The organism is Sphingopyxis sp. FD7, from assembly GCF_003609835.1.
In the GTDB taxonomy this organism is placed as follows: Bacteria; Pseudomonadota; Alphaproteobacteria; order Sphingomonadales; family Sphingomonadaceae; genus Sphingopyxis.
Window position 1 is genome coordinate 1 of record NZ_AP017899.1, and the last position, 23,332, is coordinate 23,332.

The window sequence follows — 23,332 nt, forward strand, 5'->3', positions numbered from 1 at the left end:
ACACCACGCTTTTTGTGTTTTCAGAGCGCCGCAGCGGCCAGGCACTAGCACCCAAACGCCAGAAATGCTTTGCTCTGGTGCTGGAGTACCGTCCGCAAGGCACGGACCCACGGGAGAGGTGGCAATGCGGAGCAAACTGTTCGTTCCTGGCGCTCGCCCGGAGTTGTTTGCCAAAGCGCTGGCAAGCGAAGCAGACGCGATATCCTTCGATCTTGAGGATTCGGTCCCGGCGGAAGGCAAGATCGCGGCGCGCGCTCATGTTGCCGAGTTTCTGCGGAGCGATATCGCGCGGGCCAGCGCCAAGCGGTTGATCGTTCGGGTCAACGGCCTCGATACGCCATTCGGGCATGACGACTGCAAGGCTCTGACCAACGGCGCGGCCCACATGATCAATCTACCGAAGGTAGATTCGGTCGAAGACGTGGAGGCGATGGCATCGGTTACGGATTTGCCGCTGCTCCTTACCATCGAAACGCCCCGGGGTTTGCGCGTTGCGACCGACCTCGCCACGGCGAGCCCACAGGTGGCTGGGTTGCAGGTCGGCCTCAACGATCTGTGCGCGCCGCTCGGTATCGCACGCGCGGATCGCGAGCATATTCACGCGGCGCTATGGCAAATTCGTCTTGCCGCCGGGGAGGCGCGTTGCTTCGCATACGACGGTGCGTGGCCCGACATCGCCGATGAGGAAGGCTTTTGCGCCGAGGCGGCGCTTGCCGAAAGCCTCGGTTTTCTTGGCAAAAGCTGCATCCACCCGCGGCAGGTGGCACTGGCCAACGCGATGTTCGGCGCCGCCGACAACGAGGTCGATGCGGCACGGCGGCTGCTGCGCGCAGCGGAAGCCGCGGCGGCGCGGGGCCACGGGGCCTTCGCCTTCGAAGGCAGGATGGTCGATCGTCCGGCCATCGACCGGGCGCGCGCGGCCATCACCGCGGCCGGGAAGCGGTGAGCATGGTCACGCTGCTGCGGCACTTCCTGTTCGCTTCACTGGCCTGGCTCGTCATGGCAGCGCCCTCGCGCGCCGACGACAATGTCTCGGCCTTGAGGACGCGTGCGCTGCCAGCGTTGCAGTCCGACGGCTCGCGACCGACCCTGCTCGTGCTCGATGGTCGGCCGGTCGTCATTCAGGCCTCGCGCGCCGCGATCGCGGCCGAGGACGGCAGCGGCTGGCGGCCTGTCGACGCGCGCGCCTTGGCCGACCTGGAGATTGTCGATGTGTCCGGCGATGGCACCAAGGCCGCAATTACGACGCGTGACGGGCGCGCCTTCGTCGCGACCATTCGCGACGGGCGGATAGCGCTCCAACCTCTACCACCCTCCCCGGTTCGCGGCGCCACGAGGATCACTTTGCTCGAGGATGTCCTCACGCTTGTCGGCCAGGCTCGTGATGGCACAAACCGCTTGGTCCAACTTCCTCTCACGGAGCAGCCGCTGCGCTGGGTGGCCGTGGCAGATGCACCGCGCGGGGAAGTTACGGCGCTCGTGGGGCAGGCCGCCGCGCTCTACCTGACAACCATCGAAAACCGCGAACAGCGGCATTGGCGTTGGGCCCCGAAAACAGGCTGGGTGGCGCGCACTGCCCCACCGCTGGCTGTCGCGGGCACGTCCCGTGCGATCGGTCAAGCAGGCATCCTGTATCTTGCGCAAGGTGCCGGCAGCCGGACGTGGATCACCTACAACACGATCACCGACGCCTGGTCGACCATTCCCGCCGATGTCCCGAACGCGGCCAGCGCAGTCGCCCTCAACAATGGTATGGTCACGCTCGAACAACGGGGCGGGCGGCTAATCGCCACCGACTTGCAACTGGAATACCAACGCCGGGCGTTGGGCGTGCTCGACTGGTCGATCATCACAGCATACCTCGTGGCCATGCTTGCGATCGGCTTCTATTTCTGGAGCCGCTCGCGAATGGGATCGACCAGCGAGTTCTTCCTCGGTTCGCGGACCATCCCGTTCTGGGCGGCCGGCATCAGCATGTTCGCGACCAATACCAGCTCGATCAGTTACCTGGCCGTGCCCGCCAAGGCGTTCGATACCGACTGGCAGTACATGATGAGCAAGGTCGTCACCGTCTTCGCGCTGATGGCGGTTGCGTATTTCATCATCCCGATGTTTCGCCGGCTCAATCTTGTTTCCGTGTTCGGTTATCTGGAGTCGCGCTTCCACCCCACCATCCGCATGTTGTCTTCGGCGCTGGCTATTCTGATGCACGTCGGGGGACGGATGGGGATCGTGCTGTTCCTGCCGGCCCTGGCGATCGGCACCATCACCGGTACCAATGTTATCCTGTGCATTCTGGTTATTGGTGTGTGCACCATCGTCTACACCGCTTTGGGCGGAATGAAGGCGGTGGTTTGGACCGACTTTTTCCAGGTCGTGGTGCTGTTCGGCGGAGCGTTCTTCGCGATCGGGTTCATCGTATACTCGATCGGTGCCGGACAGATCTATGATACGGCGATGCAATTCGACAAGACCAAGATGCTCAATTTCAGCTTCGATTTCACCACGCCAACGATCTGGGGGTTCATCATCCTGTACACCTTCGATACGGTTCTGACATTTCCCAAGGATCAGGTGCTGATGCAGCGCGTGTTATCCACTCCGGACGAGAAGGAAGCGAGCCGGTCGGTGTGGTTTTTCGCCCTGATCCTGATGCCGGCCGGCTTCGTGTTCTACATCATCGGCACCACGCTGTTCGCCTATTATCGCGCGAACCCCGGCCGGCTCGATCCGTTGCTGCCGGTCGATGCGGTATTTCCCGCTTTTATTGGTACCGAGCTGCCGCAGGGGGTCACGGGCATAATCATCGCGGGACTGTTCGCCGCGGCAATGGGAACCCTGTCGGGAACGATCAACTCTGTCGCGACACTGCTGTCGGTAGACTTCTACGAGAAGTTTCGCCGCGAGCCGCCGACGCAGAAGCAATCGGTCCGCTTCGCCGAATGGATGACGGTTCTGATCGGCGTTGTCGGTATCGTGCTCGCTGTCATCCTCTCGCGGCTCGACGTGCGTTCGCTGCTTGATCTCACGATCGAGCTGTTCGGCCTGCTAGGGGGGAGCTGCGCGGGCGCCTACACGCTCGGCATGTTCACCAAACGCGCCAATTGGCAAGGAACCGCAATTGGAATTGTGGCCGCTACGGTACTCACGCTGGTTTGCTGGCTGTTCAGCCTCGTGCATCCCTACTTTTATCTCGCGATCGCAATCGTCGCGTCGATCGCAATTGGCTACGTCGCAAGCCTGTTTTTCCCGGCGCCGCGGCCGGAGCAGTTGAAGGGGCTGACGATCTACGACAAGCGGCCTCGTCCCGACCTTGAGGTGGAGCGCCTGGCATAGACGTAAACTTCCTCCGGACTTTCGTGGCTGTGGTGGACCAGGGGTCGATGGCGGCGGCTTCGCGGCTGCTCAACATCAGCCCCTCGGCCATCGCGCAACAACTTCAGGCGCTGGAGCGCGAGCTCGGCGCCCCTCTGATCGTGCGGGTCGGCAGGACGGTGCGAATGACTGAACAGGGCGGGCGCATTCTGACCCATGCGCGGCAGCTCGTTCGCGATGCGACCGGCCTCAAAAGTATCGCTAACGATGCCGCAGTCAGCGGCGAATTGCGGCTCGGCGCCTGCCCCACTCCCCTTACCGGAATGCTTCCGGAAATTCTCGCGCGGGTAAGCTTTCGCTTCCCCGATGTGCAGGTGCATATCCAATCCGGCAATTCGGCACAGCTTTATGCCGAGGTCGAAAGCGGCAACCTGGATGCAGCCTTTGTGTTGGAGGCGCCATATCCTCTGCCCAAAACCTGCGACTGGCGGATGTTGCGCGAAGAGCCGCTGATCACCCTGGCACCTGTACATCTGGCGCATCACAGCCCGCACGAGCTGCTCGCGAACCAACCCCTTATTCGATACGACCGCAAATTGTGGGGTGGCCGCCATGCAGACGAATACCTGCGGCGCCACCATATCGTGCCCCATGAACGGTTTGAACTGAATGCTCTGAACGCGATAGCCGTGATGGTCGATCGGGGACTGGGCGTCTCGCTAGTGCCCGATTGGTCGCCGCCCTGGCCCGAGGGCATTTCGATCGTCCGCCTGCCGCTGCCGACAGTTGAGATCGGACGCCGGATCGGGGTGGTGTGGTCGCGCGGCACGATCCGCTTGCGGTTGGTGAAGGTGCTTCTGGAAGAGGCCAGCGCGGCGAGCACCTTGGCCAAGCATCGTCTGGCTGCCCAATGATTGCTCTGCACGGATCGACCCGCCGAACGGTGCTGGCTGGAGGAATTGCCGCCGCTTTTTCGGAAGCGGTGGTCGGCAAGCCCGCAGCCTCTACCATCGATTGCAAAGCCGGCCGGTTCGTCGGCGAAAGGCTGGCCGGCGGAGTGTCGCGCTTTCTGGGCATCCGGTATGGACGCGCAGCGCGTTTTCAGGCGCCACGGCCGGAACCAGCCGCAAATTCCGCCGTCCGCGCAGTCGCATTCGGACCCACAGCTCCGCAGCGGAGCCGACGCGGGCCGCAATCGGAAGACTGCCTGTTCCTGAATATCTGGACGCCGGCCGCGCGCTCCAGCGCGCGTTTACCGGTCATGGTCTACATCCATGGTGGCGCCTATGCCTTTGGAAGCGCGACCGATCCTGTGTGCGACGGCGCCCGCCTGGCTGAGCAGGGCGCAGTGGTTGTCACGGTCAATCACCGCCTCAACGCTTTCGGCTATCTCTACCTAGCCGGGATCCACCCAGGCTTCCCCGACAGTGGCAACGCAGGCCAGCTCGATCTGATTCTCGCGCTGTTATGGGTGCGCCGCAACATCGCGGCCTTTGGAGGCGATGCCAACCGGGTAACAACGTTCGGAGACTCGGGCGGCGGTGCCAAGGTGACCACGCTGCTGGCGATGCCGCAGGCAGCTGGACTCCTGCACCGCGCCGCTACCATGAGCGGTCAGCAGGTGACGGTATCCGGGCCGCTCAACGCGACCCGCCGGACGCGCGCCTTTCTCGCTCATCTCGGCATGTCCGAACGCGATCTTTCTGCACTCCTGACCAGCCCGAGCGAGCGTGTGCTCGAAGGGCTTGCCGCAGTTGACCCGGTTCATGGGGGGCCGGTCTATTTCGGCCCCGTGCTCGACCATGCCAACCTTTCGCGGCACCCGTTCTGGCCCGACCCACATCCCCAGTCGCTGGCAATTCCGCTCATGACCGGCAACGCCCGGGATGAAATGCGTGCGTTCGTTGATCCGGACTCGCCTTTCGTGCGTGAGATGAGCTGGGACAACCTGGCGAACCGCATCGGCGATGAACTGCCTGTAGACGTCTCGCCCCAGTGGATAGTGGCCGAGTATCGACGGCAGTTACCCACTGCGTCTCCCGCCGATATCTACTTCACGGCCACCACCGCTGGCCGCAGCTGGCGCGGCCAACTTGAGGTCGCGGAGGCTCGAGCGCGCGCGGGACGGCCCTCATGGGTCTACCAGGTCGACTTCACTTCTCGCGCCGACCCTCGGCGGGGGGCATTCCACTGCATCGATCTACCTTTGGTGTTCGGCACCTTCGACATGCCAGGCGCTGACACGGGAAGCGACGCTGCCGTGAGACTGATGTCCCGAACGATGCAATCTCGCTTTCTTGCATTCGCCCGGCATGGTGATCCCAACCTCTCCGATGCGCCTGCGTGGCCAGTTTACGACCTCGTGCGCCGCGCGACGATGGTCTTCGATGTGAACAGCCGCACACAGGACAATCCGCGCGCATGGCAGCGAGAGCTCTTCGCGCGCGCACCATACCGGCAGCCTGGCAGTTAGACTTGGTGAACCGGGCCCCCAGGTTTCGCGCCTCGCGAGGTTCAACAGCGAGGTAAAGCAAGCGAAGCTGACATCTTCCCGACGAATCCGCAGAAAATCTGCCGATCGAGATGCACAGCTTCGCTCAGTCGGGTGCGCCACTCGCAGCGAAGACCGAGCGCCTCCGCGCACGTCCGTTTCGGCGGGGCCGACGGCCGCCACCCGCCTCGCCGGGTGGCGGCGGCCAGTCGTCAGCGCAGGCGGATCGCCGATTTCCCCGGCGTCCCGAGCGCCGGCAGCGCGCGGGGGACGAGCGGCGGCACCGGCTCGGTGGCGAGCTTGTTGGTCAGGAAGTCCACCGCCGCCTGCAGCTGCGCGTCCTGCCCCTGGAACGTGGCGTGGGGCAGGTTGTCGACCTCGATGTCCGGTTCCACGCCCCAGCCCTCGATCAGCCACTCGCCATCGGCGCGGTACTGGGCGAACTCCGCAATGCGGGCCATGCCCTTGTCGGTCAGCGGATTGCGACCGGACAGCCAGATTCCGGCCCCGGCGGTGCGCTGCCCTATCAAGGGCCCGAGACCCAGCGACTTGACGCCGGCGGCGAAAGTCTCGCCATCCGAATAGGTTTGTTCGTCGATCAGCACCGCGATGGGACCGCGATAGGCACCCTGCATGTTGGCGAAGGCGCGGCCCCCGGGCGCGGCCCAGAAGGCCCAGGCCCTTCGCAACAGGGCACCGATGATGATGCTGTCGACGTTCCCGCCGTTGTTGTCGCGCACGTCGATGATCATCGCCTCGCGGCCCGACTGGCCGTAGAAGTCGCGGGCGAATTCGGCGACGTCGGCGCCGCCCATCGCGGCGAGCGAGACATAGCCGATCTTGCCGCCCGAAAGCCGGTCCACTGCGGCGCGCGTTTCGATGACGCGATCGTTGTAAGCGCTGCCGATCGCGCCCTCGAACGGCATCGGCTTGACGATCGCGGACCGGACGGCGCCGCCCCGCGAGAGATCGAGGCGGACCTCTTGCCCTACCTTGCCCGCGAGGGCTCTGTTGCAAACTCTGACACGGTTTCCAAGATTGGGCTCATGTACTGTCAAGGTCAGTTGCGATGAACGATTTCAAAGGACGGCATTTTACCGGCGAGGTCATCCTATGGGCGGTGCGCTGGTATTGTCGATACGGCATCAGCTACCGTGATCTCGAGGAAATGCTGTCCGAGCGTGGGATCGATGTCGATCATACGACGATCTATCGCTGGGTGCAGCGCTACGCGCCGGAGATGGAGAAGCGTCTCCGCTGGTTCTGGCGGCGCGGCTTTGATCCGAGCTGGCGTCTGGATGAGACCTACGTAAAGGTGCGGGGCAAATGGACCTACCTGTACCGGGCGGTCGACAAACGGGGCGACACGATTGATTTCTATCTGTCATCGACACGCAGCGCCAAAGCGGCGAAGCGCTTTCTGGGCAAAGCTCTTCGTGGCCTGAAGGACTGGGAAAAGCCGGCCAAACTCAATACCGACAAGGCACCCAGCTACGGCGCAGCAATCGCTGAGCTGAAACGCGAAGGCAAACTGGCGGCGGAAACCGAGCACCGGCAGGTGAAATATCTGAACAACGTGCTCGAGGCCGACCACGGCAAGCTGAAGATGCTGATCAAGCCGGTACGTGGCTTCAAGTCGATGCCAACGGCCTACGCCACGATCAAGGGCTTCGAGGTCATGCGCGCCCTACGCAAAGGACAGGCCCAGGCATGGTGCCTGCAGCCAGGTATCATGGGGGAGGTGCGCCTGGTTGAAAGAGCATTCGGAATTGGACCCTCGGCCCTGACCGAAACCATGATTATGCTCAATAAGCATTTCGCCAATGCTGCCTAATCCCCCAACTGGGTGACGCCGCGCGGCCGTGCCCCATGTTTGCAACAGAGCCGGATGCCCTAAACAGGCGGCTTCTGCCGGCCTGCATGGGTACGGAGCCGCCATATTACTCAAATGCCCGGGGTAATGCCCGGGACATCGACCTCTTCGGAGGCGGCGGTGCAACTGTATAAGGTCTCGAGCGATCGGGCCGAAAGCGGGGAAGACCGGGGGAAGGGCGGCAGCTGTGATTCTTCAACCACCGATCATGGGGTGTGCTGATGCTGCCAGAAACTGTGAAAGGCCGGTTGGAGGCCATTCCGGCGCTCGTTGCGTCGGGCAAAAGGGTGAATGGACTCTATCGTCTGATGGGGTCTCGCCTCCTTTGGGAGGAGGGGCTCCAGAAGATCGGATCCAACAAGGGTGCGATGACGCCGGGTATTGACGGCGAGACCTTCGCGGACTTCGGACCGGAAGACCTCGACCCGATTATCGCCAGCGTGACGGCAGGGACCTATGATCCCAAACCAGTGCGTCGGGTGTTTATCCCGAAAGGCAAGGGCAAACGGCGTCCGCTGGGCATTCCCACGCGCGACGACCGCCTCGTTCAGGAAGTGGCGCGGCAACTGCTCGAACGGATCTATGAACCGGTGTTCTCGAACGCCTCCCATGGATTCCGGCCGGGCCGGTCGTGTCATACGGCGCTTGAACACGTCAAAGCCGTATGGACGGGGGTGAAATGGCTCGTAGATGTGGATGTCGCGGGGTTCTTCGAGAACATCGACCACGACATCCTCCTGCGGCTGTTGCGGAAAAGGATCGATGACGAGAAATTCATCGGCTTGATCGGCAGCATGCTTAAGGCGGGTGTTATGGAAGACCGGGTTCACACCCGGACCTACAGCGGCACTCCGCAGGGCGGTATCGTCTCTCCAATCTTGGCCAACATCTACCTCCATGAACTCGATATGTTCATGGCGGAACGGATCGCGGCTTTCGAGAGGGGGAAGGTCCGTGCCACGAACCCGGAATATGGGCGACTGGCTGGGCGCATCCAGAAACAACGGAAGCGCGTCACCATGCTGCGGGCCAAAGACAATGTCGACGAGGTGAAGGTTGCGGCCTCCTTGGCCAAAATCCAAACCTTACTGCCGCAAAAGCGGTCCATCCCGTCGAGAGACGCGATGGACCCCGGTTATCGCCGACTTCGTTACTGTCGCTACGCGGACGACTTCATGATTGGGGTTATCGGTAGCAAGGAGGATGCACGAAGCGTGTTCGCCGAAGTCAGGGCATTCCTGACCGAGGCGCTGGCGCTCACGGTGTCCGAGGAGAAAAGCGGTATCCGCAAGGCGAGCGATGGAGCCGCCTTCCTTGGATATGAGGTCCGCACATATACGACACGCCAACGGGTTGTCCGGAGCCGACAAGGTTCCGTCAGCTTCCTTCGTAGGCCGCCGTCGGAAGTGATGCAGCTGCATGTCCCTTGGGAGAAGGTCCACGCGTTCGCTTCTGCAAAAGGTTATGGTGATCTGTCGGTGTTGAAGCCGCGTCATCGTAGCCTGCTGCTCAGCTGCAGCGACGTTGAGATCGTCCTAGCTTACAACGCCGAATTGCGGGGTTTTGCGAACTACTATGCTCTCGCCAAGGATGTGAGCTTCAAGCTGAACAGGCTTGAGTTTCTCCAGCGGTGGAGCTTGTTCAAGACCTTGGCCAGCAAGCACAAAACCAATGTGCGAGCGGTCTTGGCCCGCATGAGGACGGGGCAGGAATTCACCATCGGCTACGACGTCGATGGCCAGCCCCGATCGGTCAAAGTCTGGAAACTGGCTCATCTGAAACGTGATCCGGCCACCTCGTCCAGGATTGATATCCAGCCTTGGACGCAGGTGTTCACCCACTCACGTACGGACTGGGTTGATCGTCAGAATGCCAAGCAATGCGAGGCTTGCGGTCGATCCGATGTTCCGTGTCAGGTGCACCATATCCGGGGGATGGCCGATGTTTCGCACCGCGGTTTTGTCGTGAGAATGAAGGTGGCACGCGCCCGCAGGACGGTGGTCCTGTGCGAGCAATGCCACTGGGATACTCACAGAGGCCGCCTGCCCGATCTACGGCAAAGTGATGGTTCGTCACAGTGGAGAGCCGCATGCGGTGAAAGCTGCACGTGCGGTTCGGCGGGGGGATCAGGGCTGACTCCATGAGCAGCACCAATCCTACCCGACTGGATGAGGATATGGGTCCATGCGAGGCTGCGTGTCCTCGTAGTGTCCTCGAGCTCCTGACCAGCAGTACCCATCCCCATGCCCTCGACTGGCGCCGACGCTGCTACCGGATGCTTGAGCTCACCGAACGCACGATCGCCGATGGCGACCTCATCCGTTTCCCCGAACCGATGCAGTTCACCGATGGAAGCAGGCACGCCGATTTCAAGGTTCGACGCGAAGGCCGGAAACTGACGCTGACCTTGCCCGACGGCCGGGGCCGCTTCAAGATATCCCGCCTGCTCGAACGACGCTTCGAGATCATCCGTCAACCCAAAGTCGCCAGGACCTTTTTTCCGGCAGCCTGATAGATTGGACCATTTATGTCGGGCACATCGCTAGACCGCCGACGCCAGCAGCTGTGCGGCCGAATGAACGCGGAACGCATAGCAATCAGGTTGAGTGAAATCACCGGCGAGGACCATGCCGTCGTCCGAACCGACTGCGAGCTCCAACCCTATCGCGTCATCCCTGCCGCAGAAGGGCGTCCGGCGGACGTCGAACTCCAGGTAGTGCTTCTGTGAGCTAAGGCACCGGCTACTCGTCGATGTGACCGCCAAGCGCCGGATCGAGAAACCACGACGCACCCTGCTCGAAATCGCTTCCGCGCGCAGGCACCGGACCATCCGGCTCGGCCGAGACATAGGGATTGACCTGAACCTGCGGGAGCGAACCTGCCCGGAACAATGATGCCGAGATCTCGCACCGCGCCTTAAGCAAGTCGAGCAGCCATTCGAGATCGTCCAGCATCTGCAGCACGCCGCGGCCAGCAAGCGTATAGTAGAGGCAGCGCTGGTAATCGTCGCAGCCGCAGGAAAGTACCTGCGTGAGCTTGCGCTTCGCGCCGCGTTCGCCCTCATGAAGAGCTTCCAGCGTCTCGAACAATTCCCGGGCGGAATGATAGGCATCGAAAGCCTCAACGCCGATCGAGGCATTTGCAAGCGATCGCCGGGAAGGCCGATTCATCTCCTCCACGCCGGCATCGCGAAGCGCAATGTCGAGATCGAACTGGCCGACGGCGAAAACCTTGTTCATGTTGCAAAACTCCCTTATGTGATGAACATAGAGTGAACAAAAAGGCGCGTCAACAGGTACGATCATGTGGCTCATACCCAAGGATACCACCGGCCAGACCGGCAGGGTTGCCGTCAGCGGCGGCCTCAGGGATGCCCTGGTTCGCTGGTACACGGGCAAGGGCAGCGATGCCGATCATCGGGCATCCGTGTCGCTGGTGGTGACCTCCCGGGAAAACACGAAATGGCTCGCCTGCGATTGCCTGGGCGAGGATCGCCCGCCGCCGTTGATGAGTCCCGCGTACCTCAGCTTCCAAGAGACCTACTACCTGAGACGCCTTACGTCGCGGCCGAGCCACGACCCGAAATGCCCCTTCTACATGCCCCAAGCGCCACAGCGAATCCGTGAGACGAGCAAGGACACGCTCTACGAGATCGATATGCCCAAAGGATTGTTCAACGCCCACCAGAAGGCCCCTGAGAAGCTCGCACAGAAACCCGACGCGACCGAACCGGACGATCGCTCCCGCGGAGTCGCCATTCCGCGGCTCGGCAAACTGCTCTGGCTGCTGCTGGAGCGGGCGCGCTCCAACATCCTGCGCGCGCTGCCGCCCGAAGGGCCGCGCGAAGGCTCGATCAGCGCCGAGATGAAGCGTCTGCGCGACATCGCAAGCCAGTTCGAAATTGCGCCCGGCATCTCGCTTGCGCGGCATTTCTACACCACCGCAATCGAATACGAAACAAAACGCGTTCACGCCCGCCTGCGCGAAGCCGAAGGAACGTGGCCCGCCGATTTCGCGCCGCAAGCCTTCCTGCTGCTCGAGGCGAGCGAGATCACCGGGAGCGGGATCGTCACCGGTCTCGGCACCGTTCAGGTCCGCAACCGCATCCAGCACACCGGCATCATCCGGGCGGAGGTCCAACCTCCCTTTCTTGTCCTCGCCGTTGTCGGCGAACACAGCAAGCGGGAAGGCTATCGCGCGCTTCGCGCCTATGCGCAGCCCGTCTTCAGCGGCAACCAGTTCGTGCCGGCCGAGCGCGACCATGATCGAACAATCCTCCACGAGCTGCAGAGCGCTCAGTACGAGCTGCGACGCGCCCGTGTTCGGATGTCGGTCAAGAAGATCCTCTTCGACATAGAGACCGAGCACGGTTCGGCGCGCCCCGATTTCCTCATCGCCGTGAAGGACACACAAACCCAGCAGCAGGTGGTCTTCGCCCTGCAGGTGCTCCAGTCGAACGATCCTGGATATCTCGAACTCCGCGCGATCGAATACGAACGGCTACGCGAGATCGGACCCGTGTTCGCCTTGCCGATCCCAGAGGTCACCGCCAAGGCGATCACGGAAAGGGCGCTGTCGGTGATTGGCTGAAGGGAAGGGGGAGGGGTGGAGCGAACCATCAGGAGGTCTCGCTCATGCCCAGCTTTCCGCTTTCACCCCGTCCGGATCAATCGCCTTGGGGCGCTGTCCAGCAAGCCGATCAGATTGCCCCTGGAATCTGGTCGGTAACAACCGCCTCGCACGGCGGATTGCTCCTCTCCGAGGCCAGATCCACAGCCATGCCGGACGCCCTGCGTTTGCCGGGCGACGCCTACGAGGAGGATTGCGACTGGTCGCTGGTCTACCTCGCCTTCGAGAGCGAGCCTGCACTCCAGAAAACCTCCACTGCAGGTTTCCTCCAGCTCGCCCGAGACACGGCCCGCTGCTGGCACCCCGACCGCTACGCCGCTCACACCGGCGAGAGTGTAGAACCCAACCAGTCGTCCGTTCTGCGCACGCGCGAGGCCTACCGCGCCGCCATCGGCGAATTCTGCACCACCACGGCCTGGGGTGACTGGGCCGACTGGGTCCCAGAAGGAAAAGTGGGCGTGATCGCCCGCAAGGTCCTCTCCGTGAACCACCTCGGGCGGCCCACCTATACGGACGACGAAGTCTGCGCGCTCGTCGACAAGGACGCCTATCGCGAACGGGGTGAGGTCACTGTCCTGTCGGCCATCGCGCACACGATCATCGATCCCCCGGAAACCATCCGGCCCAAGAGGATCGCATGAGCAACTTCGAGCCGCCGATCGCGCTCGACCCGGAGGTGACCTCGGCGCTCCGGCAAGGAGCCCACGTTATTTTCAGCCTCTCGGGCGGGAAGGACTCCAGCGCGGCCGCGTTCGCCGTCAACGCCCACCTCGACATGATAGGTCACCCCAGAGACAGGCGCCACGCGATCCACGCCGACCTGGGCATCATCGAATGGCTCTCCACGCCGGCGATGGTCGAGCGGATCGCGGCCATGCTTGCTGTTGAGCTGACAGTGGTACGGCGCAAGGCCGGAGGGCTCATCGAACGCTGGGAACAGCGCTGGGCGAGCTCGCTGCGTCGTTACGAGAACCTCGAGACCTACCAGCTCGTCTCACCCTTCTCGTCTGCCCGCCTGCGCTTCTGCACCGGCGAGACGAAGGTACAGCCCATCGGATCCTTCCTGCGCGCCAGTCTGGCCGGAGAGACGGTCATATCGGTTGTCGGGATACGCCGGGAAGAAAGCCTCTCGCGCGCCGCGGCACCCGTCAGCAAGCGCGACACGCGATTCGCGCCGGAAGGCAACCGTGCAGGAACCCGGATGCTGACCTGGCATCCAATCGTCGATTGGTCGGCCAAGCAGGTCTTCGCCTACCATGCAGCGCACGCCATACCGCTCCATGAGGCCTACGATCGAGGCGCCGATCGCCTGAGCTGCAGCTACTGCGTCCTTGCGGGCCTCAACAACTTGATGGTTTCCGCACAGTGCGAGGGAAACCATCCGGCCTACCGATCAATCGTGGGGATCGAGATCAACTCGGGATTTTCGTTCCAACCAGGCCGGTGGCTTGGCGACATCCGACCAGAAATTCTCGGTAGCGACCAGAGGCGAGGCCTGGCAGCAGCAAAACGGCTCGCGGTCGAGCGTCGCACATTGGAGAGCCGCCTGCCCGCCGACCTGCGATTCACGAAGGGCTGGCCGCCGCGGATACCGGCGCATGACGAGGCTGAAACGATCTGCAGCGTGCGCGGAACACTCACATCCCGGCTTCGCATAGCGAACCGGTGGCCGACGGCCCGCGCAGTGCGTGAACGATTTGCGGAGCTGCACGCGGCCAAGGCTGCGTGACGGTCGAAAGCCACCGCCAGTCATTGGCGAAGTTTCCGGCAAAGATTCGCCGAACATTTGCCGAAATCCGCACCGCGCAAGCGGCTTCAGATCTTCACGAAAGGAGATCCTCATGGACATTGAGAACCCGACCGAACGGAACTGCGTCCCGATCGGCCGCCACTATGCCGGACCCCTCAACCTCGATCTCGACAAGCTGCTCGCAGGCCGTCTCCTAATCCAGGGGACGAGCGGTGCCGGCAAGAGCGCCACGCTTCGCCGCATCATCGAAGAAGCCTTCGAGTACATGACTACGGTGATCGTCGATCCCGAGGCCGAATTCGCCAACCTGGCAGCGCACATCGGCGCGACGACGATCAAGGCAACCGAAATCACCGCAGACGGGCTCAGTGCCGCAGCCCTGCGCGCGCGCGAACACAGGATCCCGCTGCATATCGACCTGTCCGATCTCGATCCCGAGCAACGGATCATCAAGGCCGCGGCCTTCTTTTCGGGGCTGATGAGCGCGCCTGCAGAGCTATGGGCGAACACGATGCTTGTCTGCATCGACGAAGGTCACCTGCTCGCGCCGCACCTAGCGGGCCGCGCTCAGGACGCCGAAACCAGGCGGCTCGGCGTAGCGACACTGACCGACCTGTGCAGCCGCGGCCGCAAGCGAGGCCTCGCCACCATCGTCGCCACCCAGCGACTGGCGAAGCTCAGCGCATCGGTAACCAGCGAGCTGCTGAACTTTCTCGTCGGGCTCAACGTCTTCGACCGCGACGTGAAGCGTGCCGCCGATTTTCTCGGCTTCTCTGCGAAAGATGCAGAAAAACTCCGGACACTCGCTCCCGGGGAATTCTACGCTATGGGCCCAGCGCTCGAAAACGGGGCTACCCTGGCCAAGATCGATCCGACGATCACGCGACACATCGGCGCCACACCCGAACTGATCGGTTCGGCCGACCACACAGCGGCGGAAGCCGAAGCCCTCCTGGCGCTCGATGCCATGCGGGCACTCCCGCAGCCCGACCGGGGGCGGCTGACTGTCAAAGGGACCCGCGCACTCGACGCGTTCCTCCTCGATCCCAGTGCGACGCTCGCAATCGCAACGGTCCAGGCGCTCGCTCGCATTTCGCCGAACGCCACCACCTGCAGCGAGCTTTCGGCACACACCGGGCGCGAGCGCACCGACATCCACGACGCGCTCGATACCCTCACCGCGATCGGAGCGATCGAGACGACGCACCGCGAGGATACGCGCATCGCACGACTGTCCGCTCGCCTCCGGCAGAAGAACGCCCATGTCGATCTCGTCGCACTCGCCTGACGGATTCGACGTCGTCCAGCTCACCCGCCACGTGCCCGAGCCCTGCCGGCAACAGGTGAGGCCGCTTCGCGAAATGCCCTTCAGGCACGACGCCTGGTCACCTGAGGAACTGGCCGATCTCGCACGAATGTTTGCCGATGATGCCGCCATCGCGGAAATCGGGAGACATCTCGACCGCAAGCTGCACGCAGTTCGAACGAAGATCCACGAGCTTGGGCTGAGACGGAACTCCGTCCGCGAGTGGACGCCACTCGATGACGCCGAGCTTGCCCGACGTTACGGGATCGACGCCACCGCCTCGATCGCAGGGGACCTCGGCCGCAGCTGCAGCGCGATCTACGCTCGCGCGCAGTATCTCGAGCTCACCGAACCCAATCCTCCTGAATGGACCGCTTGGGAAGACGCGCAGCTCCGCGCAGGCTACGCCGAAGCGATCAACGCCGCGCGTATCGCCGCGATTATCGGCCGCCCCGTCAGCGGAACCGCGTCCCGCGCCTCGAAACTCGGGCTACGCCATCCAAACAATCCCGATGGATGGACCGACAAAGAGATCTGCCGCGCCCTCGAATTGCTCGAAACGGGTCTCCTCTACACCAAGGTGATCGATATCCTCGCTACCGAGGGATTTCCACGCCGATCCAAGGCCGGCTTCGGTCCGAAGATACGCGCTGCGGGCTACACAAGAGGATGGGGGAGGGCGTGGCTGCCGGAAGAGGACGCGCTTCTTCGCAAGGCCTACGCGCACGGCAGCAGCCTCACACCACTGAGAACGCGGCTCGGAAGAACGCGCCACTCGATCAAATGGCGCGCCGAGCATCTCGGCCTTAACGGCACCCACAAGCACGAGAACGGATTTCGCGGCGGGCCTGACTGGAGCGAAGCCGACATCGCCTATCTCCGAGAACACTATGGCTCGATGCCGAACGCGGCTCTCGCGAAGCAGCTGGGCCGAAGCAAGCTGGCGGTCTCCACTCGCGCGAATGTCCTAGGCCTCGTCCATGGCTACATCAGGCCGTGGAGCGAGGATGAGCTAGCTGCGCTCGAAATTGCCTATCGCTGCAACATCGCGATTGCGGACCTCGCTCTGGCGCTGCGACGAAAGGCCATGTCGGTGTCGAAATTCGCGACGAAGCGGGACCTTCATTTCGGGCGCCGTGCGCGGCTCGACCGACCGCCGACACTCGGCGTCATTCTCGCGCTGGAAAGGGGAGGGGGAGGGGAAACCGGGAACAGATCCATGAAGGAGGACACCGGTGAAACACGACACGATCAGGGCGACCGTCAGCCCGGAAACGATCTCGAAGGTGACGCGCCTGTTCAACGGGACGATCGGCGACATCCTGAACGAACTCCTGCAGAACGCCCGTCGCGCTGGCGCGAGCGGAGTCGACGTCGACGCGATGACCGTCGAGAACGGCTTGCGGGTTACCATCGCCGACGACGGCTGCGGGATCGATGATCCGGCTCGCGTGCTTGCCCTCGGAGCATCGCGATGGGACGCGGCCGTCGCAAACGGCGAGGATCCTGCCGGGATGGGCATATTCAGCTTGGCAGGCAAGCCAGCGACAATCCAAAGCCGGACAGAGAACGCGACCACAGGTTGGGCGATCGAAATCCCCGCAGACGCCTGGACCGGCGAACGCGATATCGCCGTTCGGACCGCCGAAATCGCACGCGGGACCTCGATCCGGTTCGACATCGAGGGAATCCACGAGGGCACGCTGGAGCATGAACTCACCGAGGCCGCGAAGTTCTTTCCGTTACCGGTCCGATTCCGCGGCAAGGAAAAGCCCCGACAGGACTTCCTCGCCGGCGCGCATCACATCGAGAACTGGAACGGCAGTCGGATCGGCATCTTCAAGGGTCGCCCCTATCACCGGACCCCGACCGTCAACTTCCACGGACTAACGCTTTTCGCCAAGCTGTTCATCGTCTCCCAGATCGGCGGCGAGCAGCTGCACGCCAAGGTCGACATCGGGACCACGCCGGAGCTTCAGCTCGTCCTGCCGGCACGCAAGGAATTCGTCGACAACGCAGGCTTGGCGGCTCTGAAAAAGGCCTGCGAGATCGGATGCTACCGGGCCCTCGCGCGCGAGGGTAAACACAGCCTCGCTTTCGAGGATTTCCAACGGGCCCGCAAACTCGGTGTCGAGCTGCCCGAGGCCGAGGCCTGCCTCAATGGCTGGGAGCCCGACATCGCCGATGGCGACACCGGAGCCGAGGCCGGAGAGTGCCGGGAGATCACCGGGGACGAATTCCTGATGGACGATCACGACGCGCACTTCGGCCAGGCCATCGCGCGCGCATTGGGCGACAATCCGATCCGCGGGAAGCTCGTCTCGCGGAAACGCGGTTTCGAGGGCTACAGCTGGTACGACGAGCTGAGAGAATTCAGCGAACCGATCTTCCTGGTGACAACCGGCGGGGTCACACATCGCGTCGACGCAGTCGCAGCGGATCCGCCTCTCGCGACAGTGACCGAAGCCGAGACCATCCATCTCGAATTCGCGATCGACGAACAGGGAGGCCGAACGGCCGAGCGGGAAAGCGTGGATGCCGACCTGGTCTTCACCTTCCCGGACGGGTGCTGCTCGGACGGGCTCGACGATGTCACGATCGCGTTCGTTCGTACGGAGGCGCTCACCCCCGACAAGCTCGTCGACATCCTCGACAACGCGTGCTTCTCACCGTGGAACGACAGCGAGGCCGACAGCTGGGACACCCAGCACGACCGGTTCCTGCGCGATGCCCGTGAACTCGCATATCGCATCCTGGTCGACGAGAACGCGGCGATCGCGTCCCAATTTCGCGACGCGGTCGCACGGATCATGTGGGCGCTGCCGAAAGGCAAGCGCGTCGCGATCGCATTCACCCACGACAGCCCGATCGCAGTCGAGGTCTCAGACCTAACGGAGTCCGACTGATGCCGCCGCGGGTCCTGTGCTACGGCGTCGGTGTCGACAGCACCGCCTTGCTCGTAGAGCTCGAAGGCCAGGGCGACGCGCCCGATCTCGTGCTGACTGCCGATACCGGCGCGGAGAAATACGAGACCTATGAGTTCCAGCGACTGATGCGCGCATGGATGGAAGAGCGCTCCATCCCCTACGAAGTCGTTCGCTACGAAACGAAGCGCTTCAAGAACTGGCCGCCCTACCGGGACCTGACCGAATCTTTGCTCACCAACGGGTGCCTCCCGTCCATCGCATTCGGGCGCCACAGCTGTTCGCTGAAATACAAGGCGGCACCCCAGGAGGCGTTCCTGAAAGCGTGGCAACCCGCGATCGAGGCCTGGGCGGCAGGCGAAAAGGTCATACGCTACATCGGTTACGATGCATCGCCGCGTGACGGGCAGCGCTACGATCACGCAAGGACGATCGACGATCCTCTCTTCGACAATCGCTATCCTCTGCGCGAGTGGGGATGGGATCGCGAGCGCTGCAAGGCCCGGATCGTCGAGGCCGGGCTGCCTGTCCCGCCCAAGTCGTCCTGCGTCTTCTGCACGGCGATGAAACCCGACGAGGTCAGGTCACTGTCACCAGAATGGCTGAGGACGATCGTGCTGATCGAGGCCCGCGCGGCTCCGCGCCTCAAGACGGTCGAGGGGCTCTGGCGGCGCACGACGCGCACGAGGCCGGGGCGGATGACGGACTTCATCCGCGACGAAGGTTTGCTGCCCGAAGATGAGATCACTCGCATCATCGAAAGTGCGCCGGCGGACCTGGTCGCGTTCCAGACCCGCGCAGCTTCGCAGCCGCTCGAAGAGCGCACGCCGATGGCGAGCTGGCTCGAGCGCTTCCACGCAGGAGAAACCCACCATGCTTGAAGCACTGACGACGACGTCACCGAAGACGAGGACGGAGCGGATCGCCGAGCTCAACGACCGCGCCCGGCACGGGCTCGATCGGACCGCACGGACGGTCTTCACGATCGGACTCCTTGACGAATTGAGCGACGGTTCGAGGGCCAGTGACATCCTCGCACAGGCGCGGATCATGAAAGCCATGCGCGAATGCGATTTCAGCGGCGACTCCCCGGAACGAGACATGGCTTGGTTCGAGGTGGACGGTATTCGCATGATGATGAAGATCGACTATTTCGACGCCGACTTCGAATGGGGATCGGAAGATCCGGCCAACGCTGCAGAAACGCGGCGGGTCATCACGATCATGAGACCGGAGGATTACTGAAAATGGGTATTCGACCTGCAGGGCCCTCGACCCGGGATAATATCGAGACCGCAATCTCGCATCTTCAGCGCGCACGCAGAGCCTTGCGCGAGGCCGACTGCCCGAAGGCACTGGAGAAGGTGCAATCCGCGCTCGCAAGCACGCAAGGCGCGTTGCGCCACGCAGACCACCGGATCGCGCGAGGCGCAGCGTGAGCCGACATCAGCTCCCGCTGCGCGAGGGCGTCGAAGCCTCGTCCGCCTGGATCGGTTGGGACAGGCCGCTTCTGACCTTCTTCGCGCAGGTCTTCGTCACCGATCCCGCAGACCCGGACGAAGAGGTCGAACTGCTCTGGCGCGGCACAAGCGAAGGAGAACTCCCCAGGCCGGTCGACGCCATCAGACTGCTCGAACACTACTGCGAAATTCCCGCCGAGATTGCGGCCTCGCTGGAAATCGACCGGATGAGGACGCTGGCGACGGTCGACGGGCCAAACCAGCAAGAAGCGAAGGCCTTCCTCGCCCGGCTCGAGGCCCGGGACTCGCCCTACGAATAACCGCGAGAATCCGCTGAACACCTGACGCACGTGCCCCTGCCGGGGCTTCGTGCGGACTGGCGCGCGTGCGCGCGCTGCCGGGCTGCGCCCGGGGGGAGGGAGGGATGAAGGGAAGTGGTCCGGACAAGGGGTTCGGGCGAGCATCAGGAGACTTCCCATGAACATCGGTACCCTCAAGGCCAACGGCGACGGCGTCCACATCGGCCGCATCGTGACGATGGCATTCGCCGCGACCATCGCCCTGCGCGAGTTCGTCTCGACCAACGAGCGGGCCCCCGCCTTCGACGTGATGGCGCTCTCGGCCGACCGCCGCAGCTGGGTGAAGGTCGGCGCCCTCTGGGAATACACGTCGAACGAGACCGGCGAGGTGTTCCTCTCGGGCCGGATCGACGATCCCAGCCTCGACAAGCCGATCGACGTCGCACTCTTCCGCCAGAACGACGACAGCTACAACGTCGCCTGGCGCCGGCCGCAGCGCAAGCGCACCCTGCCCGGCATGGTCAGCGAGAACGACGGCGAGCTGCCGCCGCTGACCGCGACCGCGACCGGCGGCGAGCCCGAGCAGGCCGGTGGCACCACCGGCGGCGACGGCCTCGGCGAGAGCACCGCGCCCGCCCCGAAGGGCAAGGCCAAGGCGAAGGAGACCGCCGACGCCTGACGACAGCGTCCCCCGGCCGGTGCGACCCCTCCCGCACCGGCCACTCACGAGGCCCGTCCGCGCGACCCCCGCGGGCGGGCCTTTTTACTGCCGTCTGCTCCTGCGCCCCGACACCGCCAGCGAAGGAAAAGAGGGTGGGGGCGATCGAGCAACAGGAGGCCGAAATGACCAGCAAAACCTTCACGATCGATCTCGGCGCGTCGCCCTGGGGCGAGGACTGCGCCCAGCTCGGACACACGCCGCATTTCGAGCAGGTGAACCGCATCGAAATCGCGCTCTACCGCGCCGCGCTCATAGCGCTCTATGGACCGCCGCCGCCGGGAATCACTCTTCGCTCTGCGACGAATTATCACGACTTCGGCACCTACCGCACGCTCGAAGCCGTCATCGACCCGCTGCAGGACGATGGCACGCAGAGCGCCTACACCGAAAAGCTCGACACCGGAATCGAGCGGTGGTTCCACGCCGGCTTCTCACGTCCGGAGCCAGAAGGCGTGTCGAATGCCACCGAGGGGGCGCGATACTGCGAGCAGGCAATTCGCGGAGCGATTACCACGACCCGTCCGCTGGGCGACGGCACGTTCTTCCCCGCGGAGTTCCAGACCCTCAACGCCAATCTGCGCGCAGCCTACCCGGCCGCCGCGGAACTCGCGATCGCCTGAAAGGATCGACCATGGCCGACCATTACACCAAGACCGCGTTCACTATCGAAGCAGACGCGGCGGACATCGTGTTCCTCTCAGAGATCGTCGACCTGCACCTGTCGATCGTCCCGGAGGGGGAATGGCGTCAGCAGTTCGAAAACCGATCGGCCCGCTTCACGAACACCTTCACAGGCTCTGACGAGGATCCTTTCGAGGCCTACCGCACGCTCTTCAGTGACGGCGACTATCCAGAACCGGGCTTTGACATCCACCGCTGCGGCGAGACCGCCTCGGGGCGCGAGCGCATCATTATCTCCGGCGATCAGATCGACCCCGAAACTCTCGCCAACATCGTCCAGGCGGCTTGTCCCTCGGCGCTCCCGACGGGCTTCTGCTACAGTTATGGCTGCAGCAAGCTGCGGCCCGACGAGTTCGGCGGGGGATTCGTCCTCATCACCGAGAACGACATCGTCTTTCGCGGCACACAGGAGGGGCTCGCGTCAGCACTCGCACAGCTCGACGACGAAGATGCCCGCTCGCTTGTTCTGACCACCAGACATCCCGAACACGGGCTGTCCTACTGGAACAGAGAGCGCGGTTTTGGGCGCCTCGCCGACGCCACCGTATTCACCCCAAGCGAGGCCGCCCGCCACGATCCGGTCATCGCCAACGACGAACCCGAATGGACGACGATGCCGCGGTGGCCGCAATGAGCGGCACGGACCTGCGCAGGATGCGCGAGCGGCGCGATGACACCCAGCGACTGCTCCTCACGATCCGGAAAAAGGTGAACCGGGACGCCGAAGCTGCGGTCAGGGCATCGCATTCGCTTCCATTTACTCACGGTCGGCATTCGACGAGCTGGACGCGCCACCACGAAGCCGCTTTCCGCCGCAACCAGGGCGCGCTTCTAAGCGATCGTCGAAAGGAGATCGGCGCGCTGGAAGCCAAGCTCGCGCGCCAGAACAGAGCGATCACCGATCACCACCTGCGCAGCGCGCGAGCCGGCGCCAATGCTTGACGGCGCGATACGCGCGGCACAGCATGGCGGAATGCCGACGAAGGAAACCATCGACACAAGCCACGGCAAGGTGTGGATCACACACTTCGACAATGGCGACGCGTCGATCTGGACGCCGCCAGGCTCCAGGCAGAGCGATTTCGTGGCCGATATCGTCGGTGGACGCGCCGCGTGGAAGCCCAAGTACCGCGCCTGGATCGCACCGGCAGTCCACGCCCAGCAACTGATCGAAGAACTCCAGCAAAGCTGACCGAGAGGCTCCGTAAGGAGCAGCTCTGGACCTGACGCACGTGCCCCTGCCGGGGCTTCGTGCGGATTGGCGCGCGTGCGCGCGCTGCCGGGCTGCGCCCGGGGGGAGGGAGGGATGAAGGGAAGTGGTCCGGACAAGGGGTTCGGGCAAGCATCAGGAGACTTCCCATGAACATCGGTACCCTCAAGGCCAACGGCGACGGCGTCCACATCGGCCGCATCGTGACGATGGCATTCGCCGCGACCATCGCCCTGCGCGAGTTCGTCTCGACCAACGAGCGGGCCCCCGCCTTCGACGTGATGGCGCTCTCGGCCGACCGCCGCAGCTGGGTGAAGGTCGGCGCCCTCTGGGAATACACGTCGAACGAGACCGGCGAGGTGTTCCTCTCGGGCCGGATCGACGATCCGAGCCTGGACAAGCCGATCGACGTCGCGCTCTTCCGCCAGAACGACGACAGCTACAACGTCGCCTGGCGCCGGCCGCAGCGCAAGCGCACCCTGCCCGGCATGGTCAGCGAGAACGACGGCGAGCTGCCGCCGCTGACCGCGACCGCGACCGGCGGCGAGCCCGAGCAGGCCGGTGGCACCACCGGCGGCGACGGCCTCGGCGAGAGCACCGCGCCCGCCCCGAAGGGCAAGGCCAAGGCGAAGGAGACCGCCGACGCCTGACGACAGCGTCCCCCGGCCGGTGC

The 23,332-nt window shown here is 63.8% G+C and carries 23 protein-coding genes; 21 read left to right on the forward strand and 2 right to left on the reverse strand.

The window, feature by feature from the left end; all coding sequences use genetic code 11:
• Positions 1 to 124: 124 nt before the first annotated feature.
• The 4 genes from SPYCA_RS17840 to SPYCA_RS17855 are packed head-to-tail and all read left to right on the forward strand — an operon-like array spanning position 125 to position 5,788.
• Positions 125 to 946, forward strand: a complete 822-nt coding sequence (locus SPYCA_RS17840) for an HpcH/HpaI aldolase/citrate lyase family protein (RefSeq protein ID WP_120222428.1) — start codon at positions 125 to 127, stop codon at positions 944 to 946.
• 2 nt (positions 947 to 948) lie between these two features.
• On the forward strand, positions 949 to 3,336 hold the full coding sequence (locus SPYCA_RS17845) for a sodium:solute symporter (protein ID WP_120222429.1): 2,388 nt from the start codon (positions 949 to 951) through the stop codon (positions 3,334 to 3,336).
• Positions 3,333 to 4,229 (forward strand): LysR substrate-binding domain-containing protein, encoded by an 897-nt coding sequence (locus SPYCA_RS17850; RefSeq protein ID WP_120222430.1) that lies wholly within the window; start codon positions 3,333 to 3,335, stop codon positions 4,227 to 4,229. Before SPYCA_RS17845 ends, SPYCA_RS17850 begins: the two co-directional genes overlap by 4 nt.
• Positions 4,226 to 5,788, forward strand: a complete 1,563-nt coding sequence (locus SPYCA_RS17855; protein WP_120222431.1) for a carboxylesterase/lipase family protein — start codon at positions 4,226 to 4,228, stop codon at positions 5,786 to 5,788. The genes SPYCA_RS17850 and SPYCA_RS17855 overlap by 4 nt, the downstream gene beginning before the upstream one ends.
• Positions 5,789 to 6,018: 230 nt before the next feature.
• Here SPYCA_RS17855 and SPYCA_RS17860 read toward each other — a convergent pair whose 3' ends face one another.
• Positions 6,019 to 6,732, reverse strand: coding sequence for a S41 family peptidase (locus SPYCA_RS17860; protein ID WP_120222432.1), 714 nt, complete (start codon positions 6,730 to 6,732; stop codon positions 6,019 to 6,021).
• Positions 6,733 to 6,875: 143 nt separating this feature from the next.
• Here SPYCA_RS17860 and SPYCA_RS17865 point away from each other — a divergent pair, with 143 nt between their 5' ends.
• The 3 genes from SPYCA_RS17865 to SPYCA_RS19150 all read left to right on the forward strand — a co-directional run bounded on the left by SPYCA_RS17865 (position 6,876) and on the right by SPYCA_RS19150 (position 10,191).
• Positions 6,876 to 7,640 (forward strand): IS6 family transposase, encoded by a 765-nt coding sequence (locus tag SPYCA_RS17865; RefSeq protein ID WP_006949122.1) that lies wholly within the window; start codon positions 6,876 to 6,878, stop codon positions 7,638 to 7,640.
• A 260-nt stretch (positions 7,641 to 7,900) separates the two neighbouring features.
• Positions 7,901 to 9,823 carry a reverse transcriptase domain-containing protein gene (locus SPYCA_RS17870; protein WP_020819409.1) on the forward strand — a complete coding sequence of 641 codons (1,923 nt, stop codon included), beginning with the start codon at positions 7,901 to 7,903 and terminating at the stop codon, positions 9,821 to 9,823.
• On the forward strand, positions 9,820 to 10,191 hold the full coding sequence (locus SPYCA_RS19150) for a DUF6927 domain-containing protein (RefSeq protein ID WP_146625181.1): 372 nt from the start codon (positions 9,820 to 9,822) through the stop codon (positions 10,189 to 10,191). Before SPYCA_RS17870 ends, SPYCA_RS19150 begins: the two co-directional genes overlap by 4 nt.
• A gap of 229 nt (positions 10,192 to 10,420) precedes the next feature.
• Here SPYCA_RS19150 and SPYCA_RS17880 read toward each other — a convergent pair whose 3' ends face one another.
• Positions 10,421 to 10,918 carry a hypothetical protein gene (locus SPYCA_RS17880; RefSeq protein ID WP_120222434.1) on the reverse strand — a complete coding sequence of 166 codons (498 nt, stop codon included), beginning with the start codon at positions 10,916 to 10,918 and terminating at the stop codon, positions 10,421 to 10,423.
• Positions 10,919 to 10,982: 64 nt separating this feature from the next.
• On the opposite strand from SPYCA_RS17880, the gene SPYCA_RS17885 reads away from it, so the two are divergent.
• The 14 genes from SPYCA_RS17885 (at position 10,983) to SPYCA_RS17955 (ending at position 23,309) form a co-directional block, all read left to right on the forward strand.
• Positions 10,983 to 12,269, forward strand: coding sequence for a hypothetical protein (locus SPYCA_RS17885; RefSeq protein ID WP_120222435.1), 1,287 nt, complete (start codon positions 10,983 to 10,985; stop codon positions 12,267 to 12,269).
• 44 nt (positions 12,270 to 12,313) lie between these two features.
• On the forward strand, positions 12,314 to 12,949 hold the full coding sequence (locus SPYCA_RS17890) for a DUF7007 domain-containing protein (protein ID WP_443029510.1): 636 nt from the start codon (positions 12,314 to 12,316) through the stop codon (positions 12,947 to 12,949).
• Entirely contained in the window at positions 12,946 to 14,037 is a 1,092-nt protein-coding gene (locus SPYCA_RS17895) for a phosphoadenosine phosphosulfate reductase domain-containing protein (protein WP_120222437.1), read from the forward strand. Before SPYCA_RS17890 ends, SPYCA_RS17895 begins: the two co-directional genes overlap by 4 nt.
• A 112-nt stretch (positions 14,038 to 14,149) precedes the next feature.
• Complete coding sequence (locus tag SPYCA_RS17900; RefSeq protein WP_120222438.1) at positions 14,150 to 15,346, forward strand: helicase HerA domain-containing protein; 1,197 nt, start codon at positions 14,150 to 14,152, stop codon at positions 15,344 to 15,346.
• A complete protein-coding gene (locus SPYCA_RS19815; protein ID WP_443029511.1) occupies positions 15,321 to 16,805 on the forward strand; it encodes a hypothetical protein in 1,485 nt (494 codons plus the stop codon). The genes SPYCA_RS17900 and SPYCA_RS19815 overlap by 26 nt, the downstream gene beginning before the upstream one ends.
• A gap of 1,464 nt (positions 16,806 to 18,269) precedes the next feature.
• Positions 18,270 to 19,169, forward strand: a complete 900-nt coding sequence (locus SPYCA_RS17915; protein ID WP_120222440.1) for a hypothetical protein — start codon at positions 18,270 to 18,272, stop codon at positions 19,167 to 19,169.
• Positions 19,162 to 19,533 carry a DUF3768 domain-containing protein gene (locus SPYCA_RS17920; protein ID WP_120222441.1) on the forward strand — a complete coding sequence of 124 codons (372 nt, stop codon included), beginning with the start codon at positions 19,162 to 19,164 and terminating at the stop codon, positions 19,531 to 19,533. The genes SPYCA_RS17915 and SPYCA_RS17920 overlap by 8 nt, the downstream gene beginning before the upstream one ends.
• Before the next feature lie 190 nt (positions 19,534 to 19,723).
• On the forward strand, positions 19,724 to 20,068 hold the full coding sequence (locus SPYCA_RS17925) for a hypothetical protein (RefSeq protein ID WP_120222442.1): 345 nt from the start codon (positions 19,724 to 19,726) through the stop codon (positions 20,066 to 20,068).
• Between the two features lie 157 nt (positions 20,069 to 20,225).
• Positions 20,226 to 20,726 carry a DUF736 domain-containing protein gene (locus SPYCA_RS17930; RefSeq protein ID WP_120222443.1) on the forward strand — a complete coding sequence of 167 codons (501 nt, stop codon included), beginning with the start codon at positions 20,226 to 20,228 and terminating at the stop codon, positions 20,724 to 20,726.
• Between the two features lie 164 nt (positions 20,727 to 20,890).
• Entirely contained in the window at positions 20,891 to 21,388 is a 498-nt protein-coding gene (locus tag SPYCA_RS17935) for a hypothetical protein (protein ID WP_120222587.1), read from the forward strand.
• 11 nt (positions 21,389 to 21,399) lie between these two features.
• A complete protein-coding gene (locus SPYCA_RS17940) occupies positions 21,400 to 22,083 on the forward strand; it encodes a hypothetical protein (RefSeq protein WP_120222444.1) in 684 nt (227 codons plus the stop codon).
• Entirely contained in the window at positions 22,053 to 22,391 is a 339-nt protein-coding gene (locus SPYCA_RS17945) for a hypothetical protein (protein WP_120222445.1), read from the forward strand. Before SPYCA_RS17940 ends, SPYCA_RS17945 begins: the two co-directional genes overlap by 31 nt.
• The gene (locus SPYCA_RS17950; RefSeq protein WP_120222446.1) at positions 22,384 to 22,641 is read left to right on the forward strand and encodes a hypothetical protein; all 258 of its coding nucleotides are present in this window, start codon (positions 22,384 to 22,386) and stop codon (positions 22,639 to 22,641) included. The genes SPYCA_RS17945 and SPYCA_RS17950 overlap by 8 nt, the downstream gene beginning before the upstream one ends.
• A gap of 167 nt (positions 22,642 to 22,808) precedes the next feature.
• Positions 22,809 to 23,309: a DUF736 domain-containing protein gene (locus tag SPYCA_RS17955; protein WP_120222443.1), complete on the forward strand. Its 501-nt coding sequence runs from the start codon at positions 22,809 to 22,811 to the stop codon at positions 23,307 to 23,309.
• The last annotated feature ends 23 nt before the right edge of the window (positions 23,310 to 23,332 follow it).

What these genes read in the sequence shown, in the direction of transcription:
- SPYCA_RS17920 (WP_120222441.1), top strand. Translation starts at nt 19,162, where the DNA reads ATGCTTGAAGCACTGACGACGACGTCACCGAAGACGAGGACGGAGCGG.
- SPYCA_RS17930 (WP_120222443.1), top strand. Translation starts at nt 20,226, where the DNA reads ATGAACATCGGTACCCTCAAGGCCAACGGCGACGGCGTCCACATCGGC.
- SPYCA_RS17885 (WP_120222435.1), top strand. Translation starts at nt 10,983, where the DNA reads ATGTGGCTCATACCCAAGGATACCACCGGCCAGACCGGCAGGGTTGCC.
- SPYCA_RS17840 (WP_120222428.1), top strand. Translation starts at nt 125, where the DNA reads ATGCGGAGCAAACTGTTCGTTCCTGGCGCTCGCCCGGAGTTGTTTGCC.
- SPYCA_RS19815 (WP_443029511.1), top strand. Translation starts at nt 15,321, where the DNA reads ATGTCGATCTCGTCGCACTCGCCTGACGGATTCGACGTCGTCCAGCTC.
- SPYCA_RS17955 (WP_120222443.1), top strand. Translation starts at nt 22,809, where the DNA reads ATGAACATCGGTACCCTCAAGGCCAACGGCGACGGCGTCCACATCGGC.
- SPYCA_RS17890 (WP_443029510.1), top strand. Translation starts at nt 12,314, where the DNA reads ATGCCCAGCTTTCCGCTTTCACCCCGTCCGGATCAATCGCCTTGGGGC.
- SPYCA_RS17940 (WP_120222444.1), top strand. Translation starts at nt 21,400, where the DNA reads ATGGCCGACCATTACACCAAGACCGCGTTCACTATCGAAGCAGACGCG.
- SPYCA_RS17900 (WP_120222438.1), top strand. Translation starts at nt 14,150, where the DNA reads ATGGACATTGAGAACCCGACCGAACGGAACTGCGTCCCGATCGGCCGC.
- SPYCA_RS17865 (WP_006949122.1), top strand. Translation starts at nt 6,876, where the DNA reads ATGAACGATTTCAAAGGACGGCATTTTACCGGCGAGGTCATCCTATGG.
- SPYCA_RS17895 (WP_120222437.1), top strand. Translation starts at nt 12,946, where the DNA reads ATGAGCAACTTCGAGCCGCCGATCGCGCTCGACCCGGAGGTGACCTCG.
- SPYCA_RS17950 (WP_120222446.1), top strand. Translation starts at nt 22,384, where the DNA reads ATGCTTGACGGCGCGATACGCGCGGCACAGCATGGCGGAATGCCGACG.
- SPYCA_RS17860 (WP_120222432.1), bottom strand. Translation starts at nt 6,732, where the DNA reads ATGCCGTTCGAGGGCGCGATCGGCAGCGCTTACAACGATCGCGTCATC.
- SPYCA_RS17855 (WP_120222431.1), top strand. Translation starts at nt 4,226, where the DNA reads ATGATTGCTCTGCACGGATCGACCCGCCGAACGGTGCTGGCTGGAGGA.
- SPYCA_RS17870 (WP_020819409.1), top strand. Translation starts at nt 7,901, where the DNA reads ATGCTGCCAGAAACTGTGAAAGGCCGGTTGGAGGCCATTCCGGCGCTC.
- SPYCA_RS17915 (WP_120222440.1), top strand. Translation starts at nt 18,270, where the DNA reads ATGCCGCCGCGGGTCCTGTGCTACGGCGTCGGTGTCGACAGCACCGCC.
- SPYCA_RS17945 (WP_120222445.1), top strand. Translation starts at nt 22,053, where the DNA reads ATGGACGACGATGCCGCGGTGGCCGCAATGAGCGGCACGGACCTGCGC.
- SPYCA_RS17935 (WP_120222587.1), top strand. Translation starts at nt 20,891, where the DNA reads ATGACCAGCAAAACCTTCACGATCGATCTCGGCGCGTCGCCCTGGGGC.
- SPYCA_RS19150 (WP_146625181.1), top strand. Translation starts at nt 9,820, where the DNA reads ATGAGCAGCACCAATCCTACCCGACTGGATGAGGATATGGGTCCATGC.
- SPYCA_RS17845 (WP_120222429.1), top strand. Translation starts at nt 949, where the DNA reads ATGGTCACGCTGCTGCGGCACTTCCTGTTCGCTTCACTGGCCTGGCTC.
- SPYCA_RS17880 (WP_120222434.1), bottom strand. Translation starts at nt 10,918, where the DNA reads ATGAACAAGGTTTTCGCCGTCGGCCAGTTCGATCTCGACATTGCGCTT.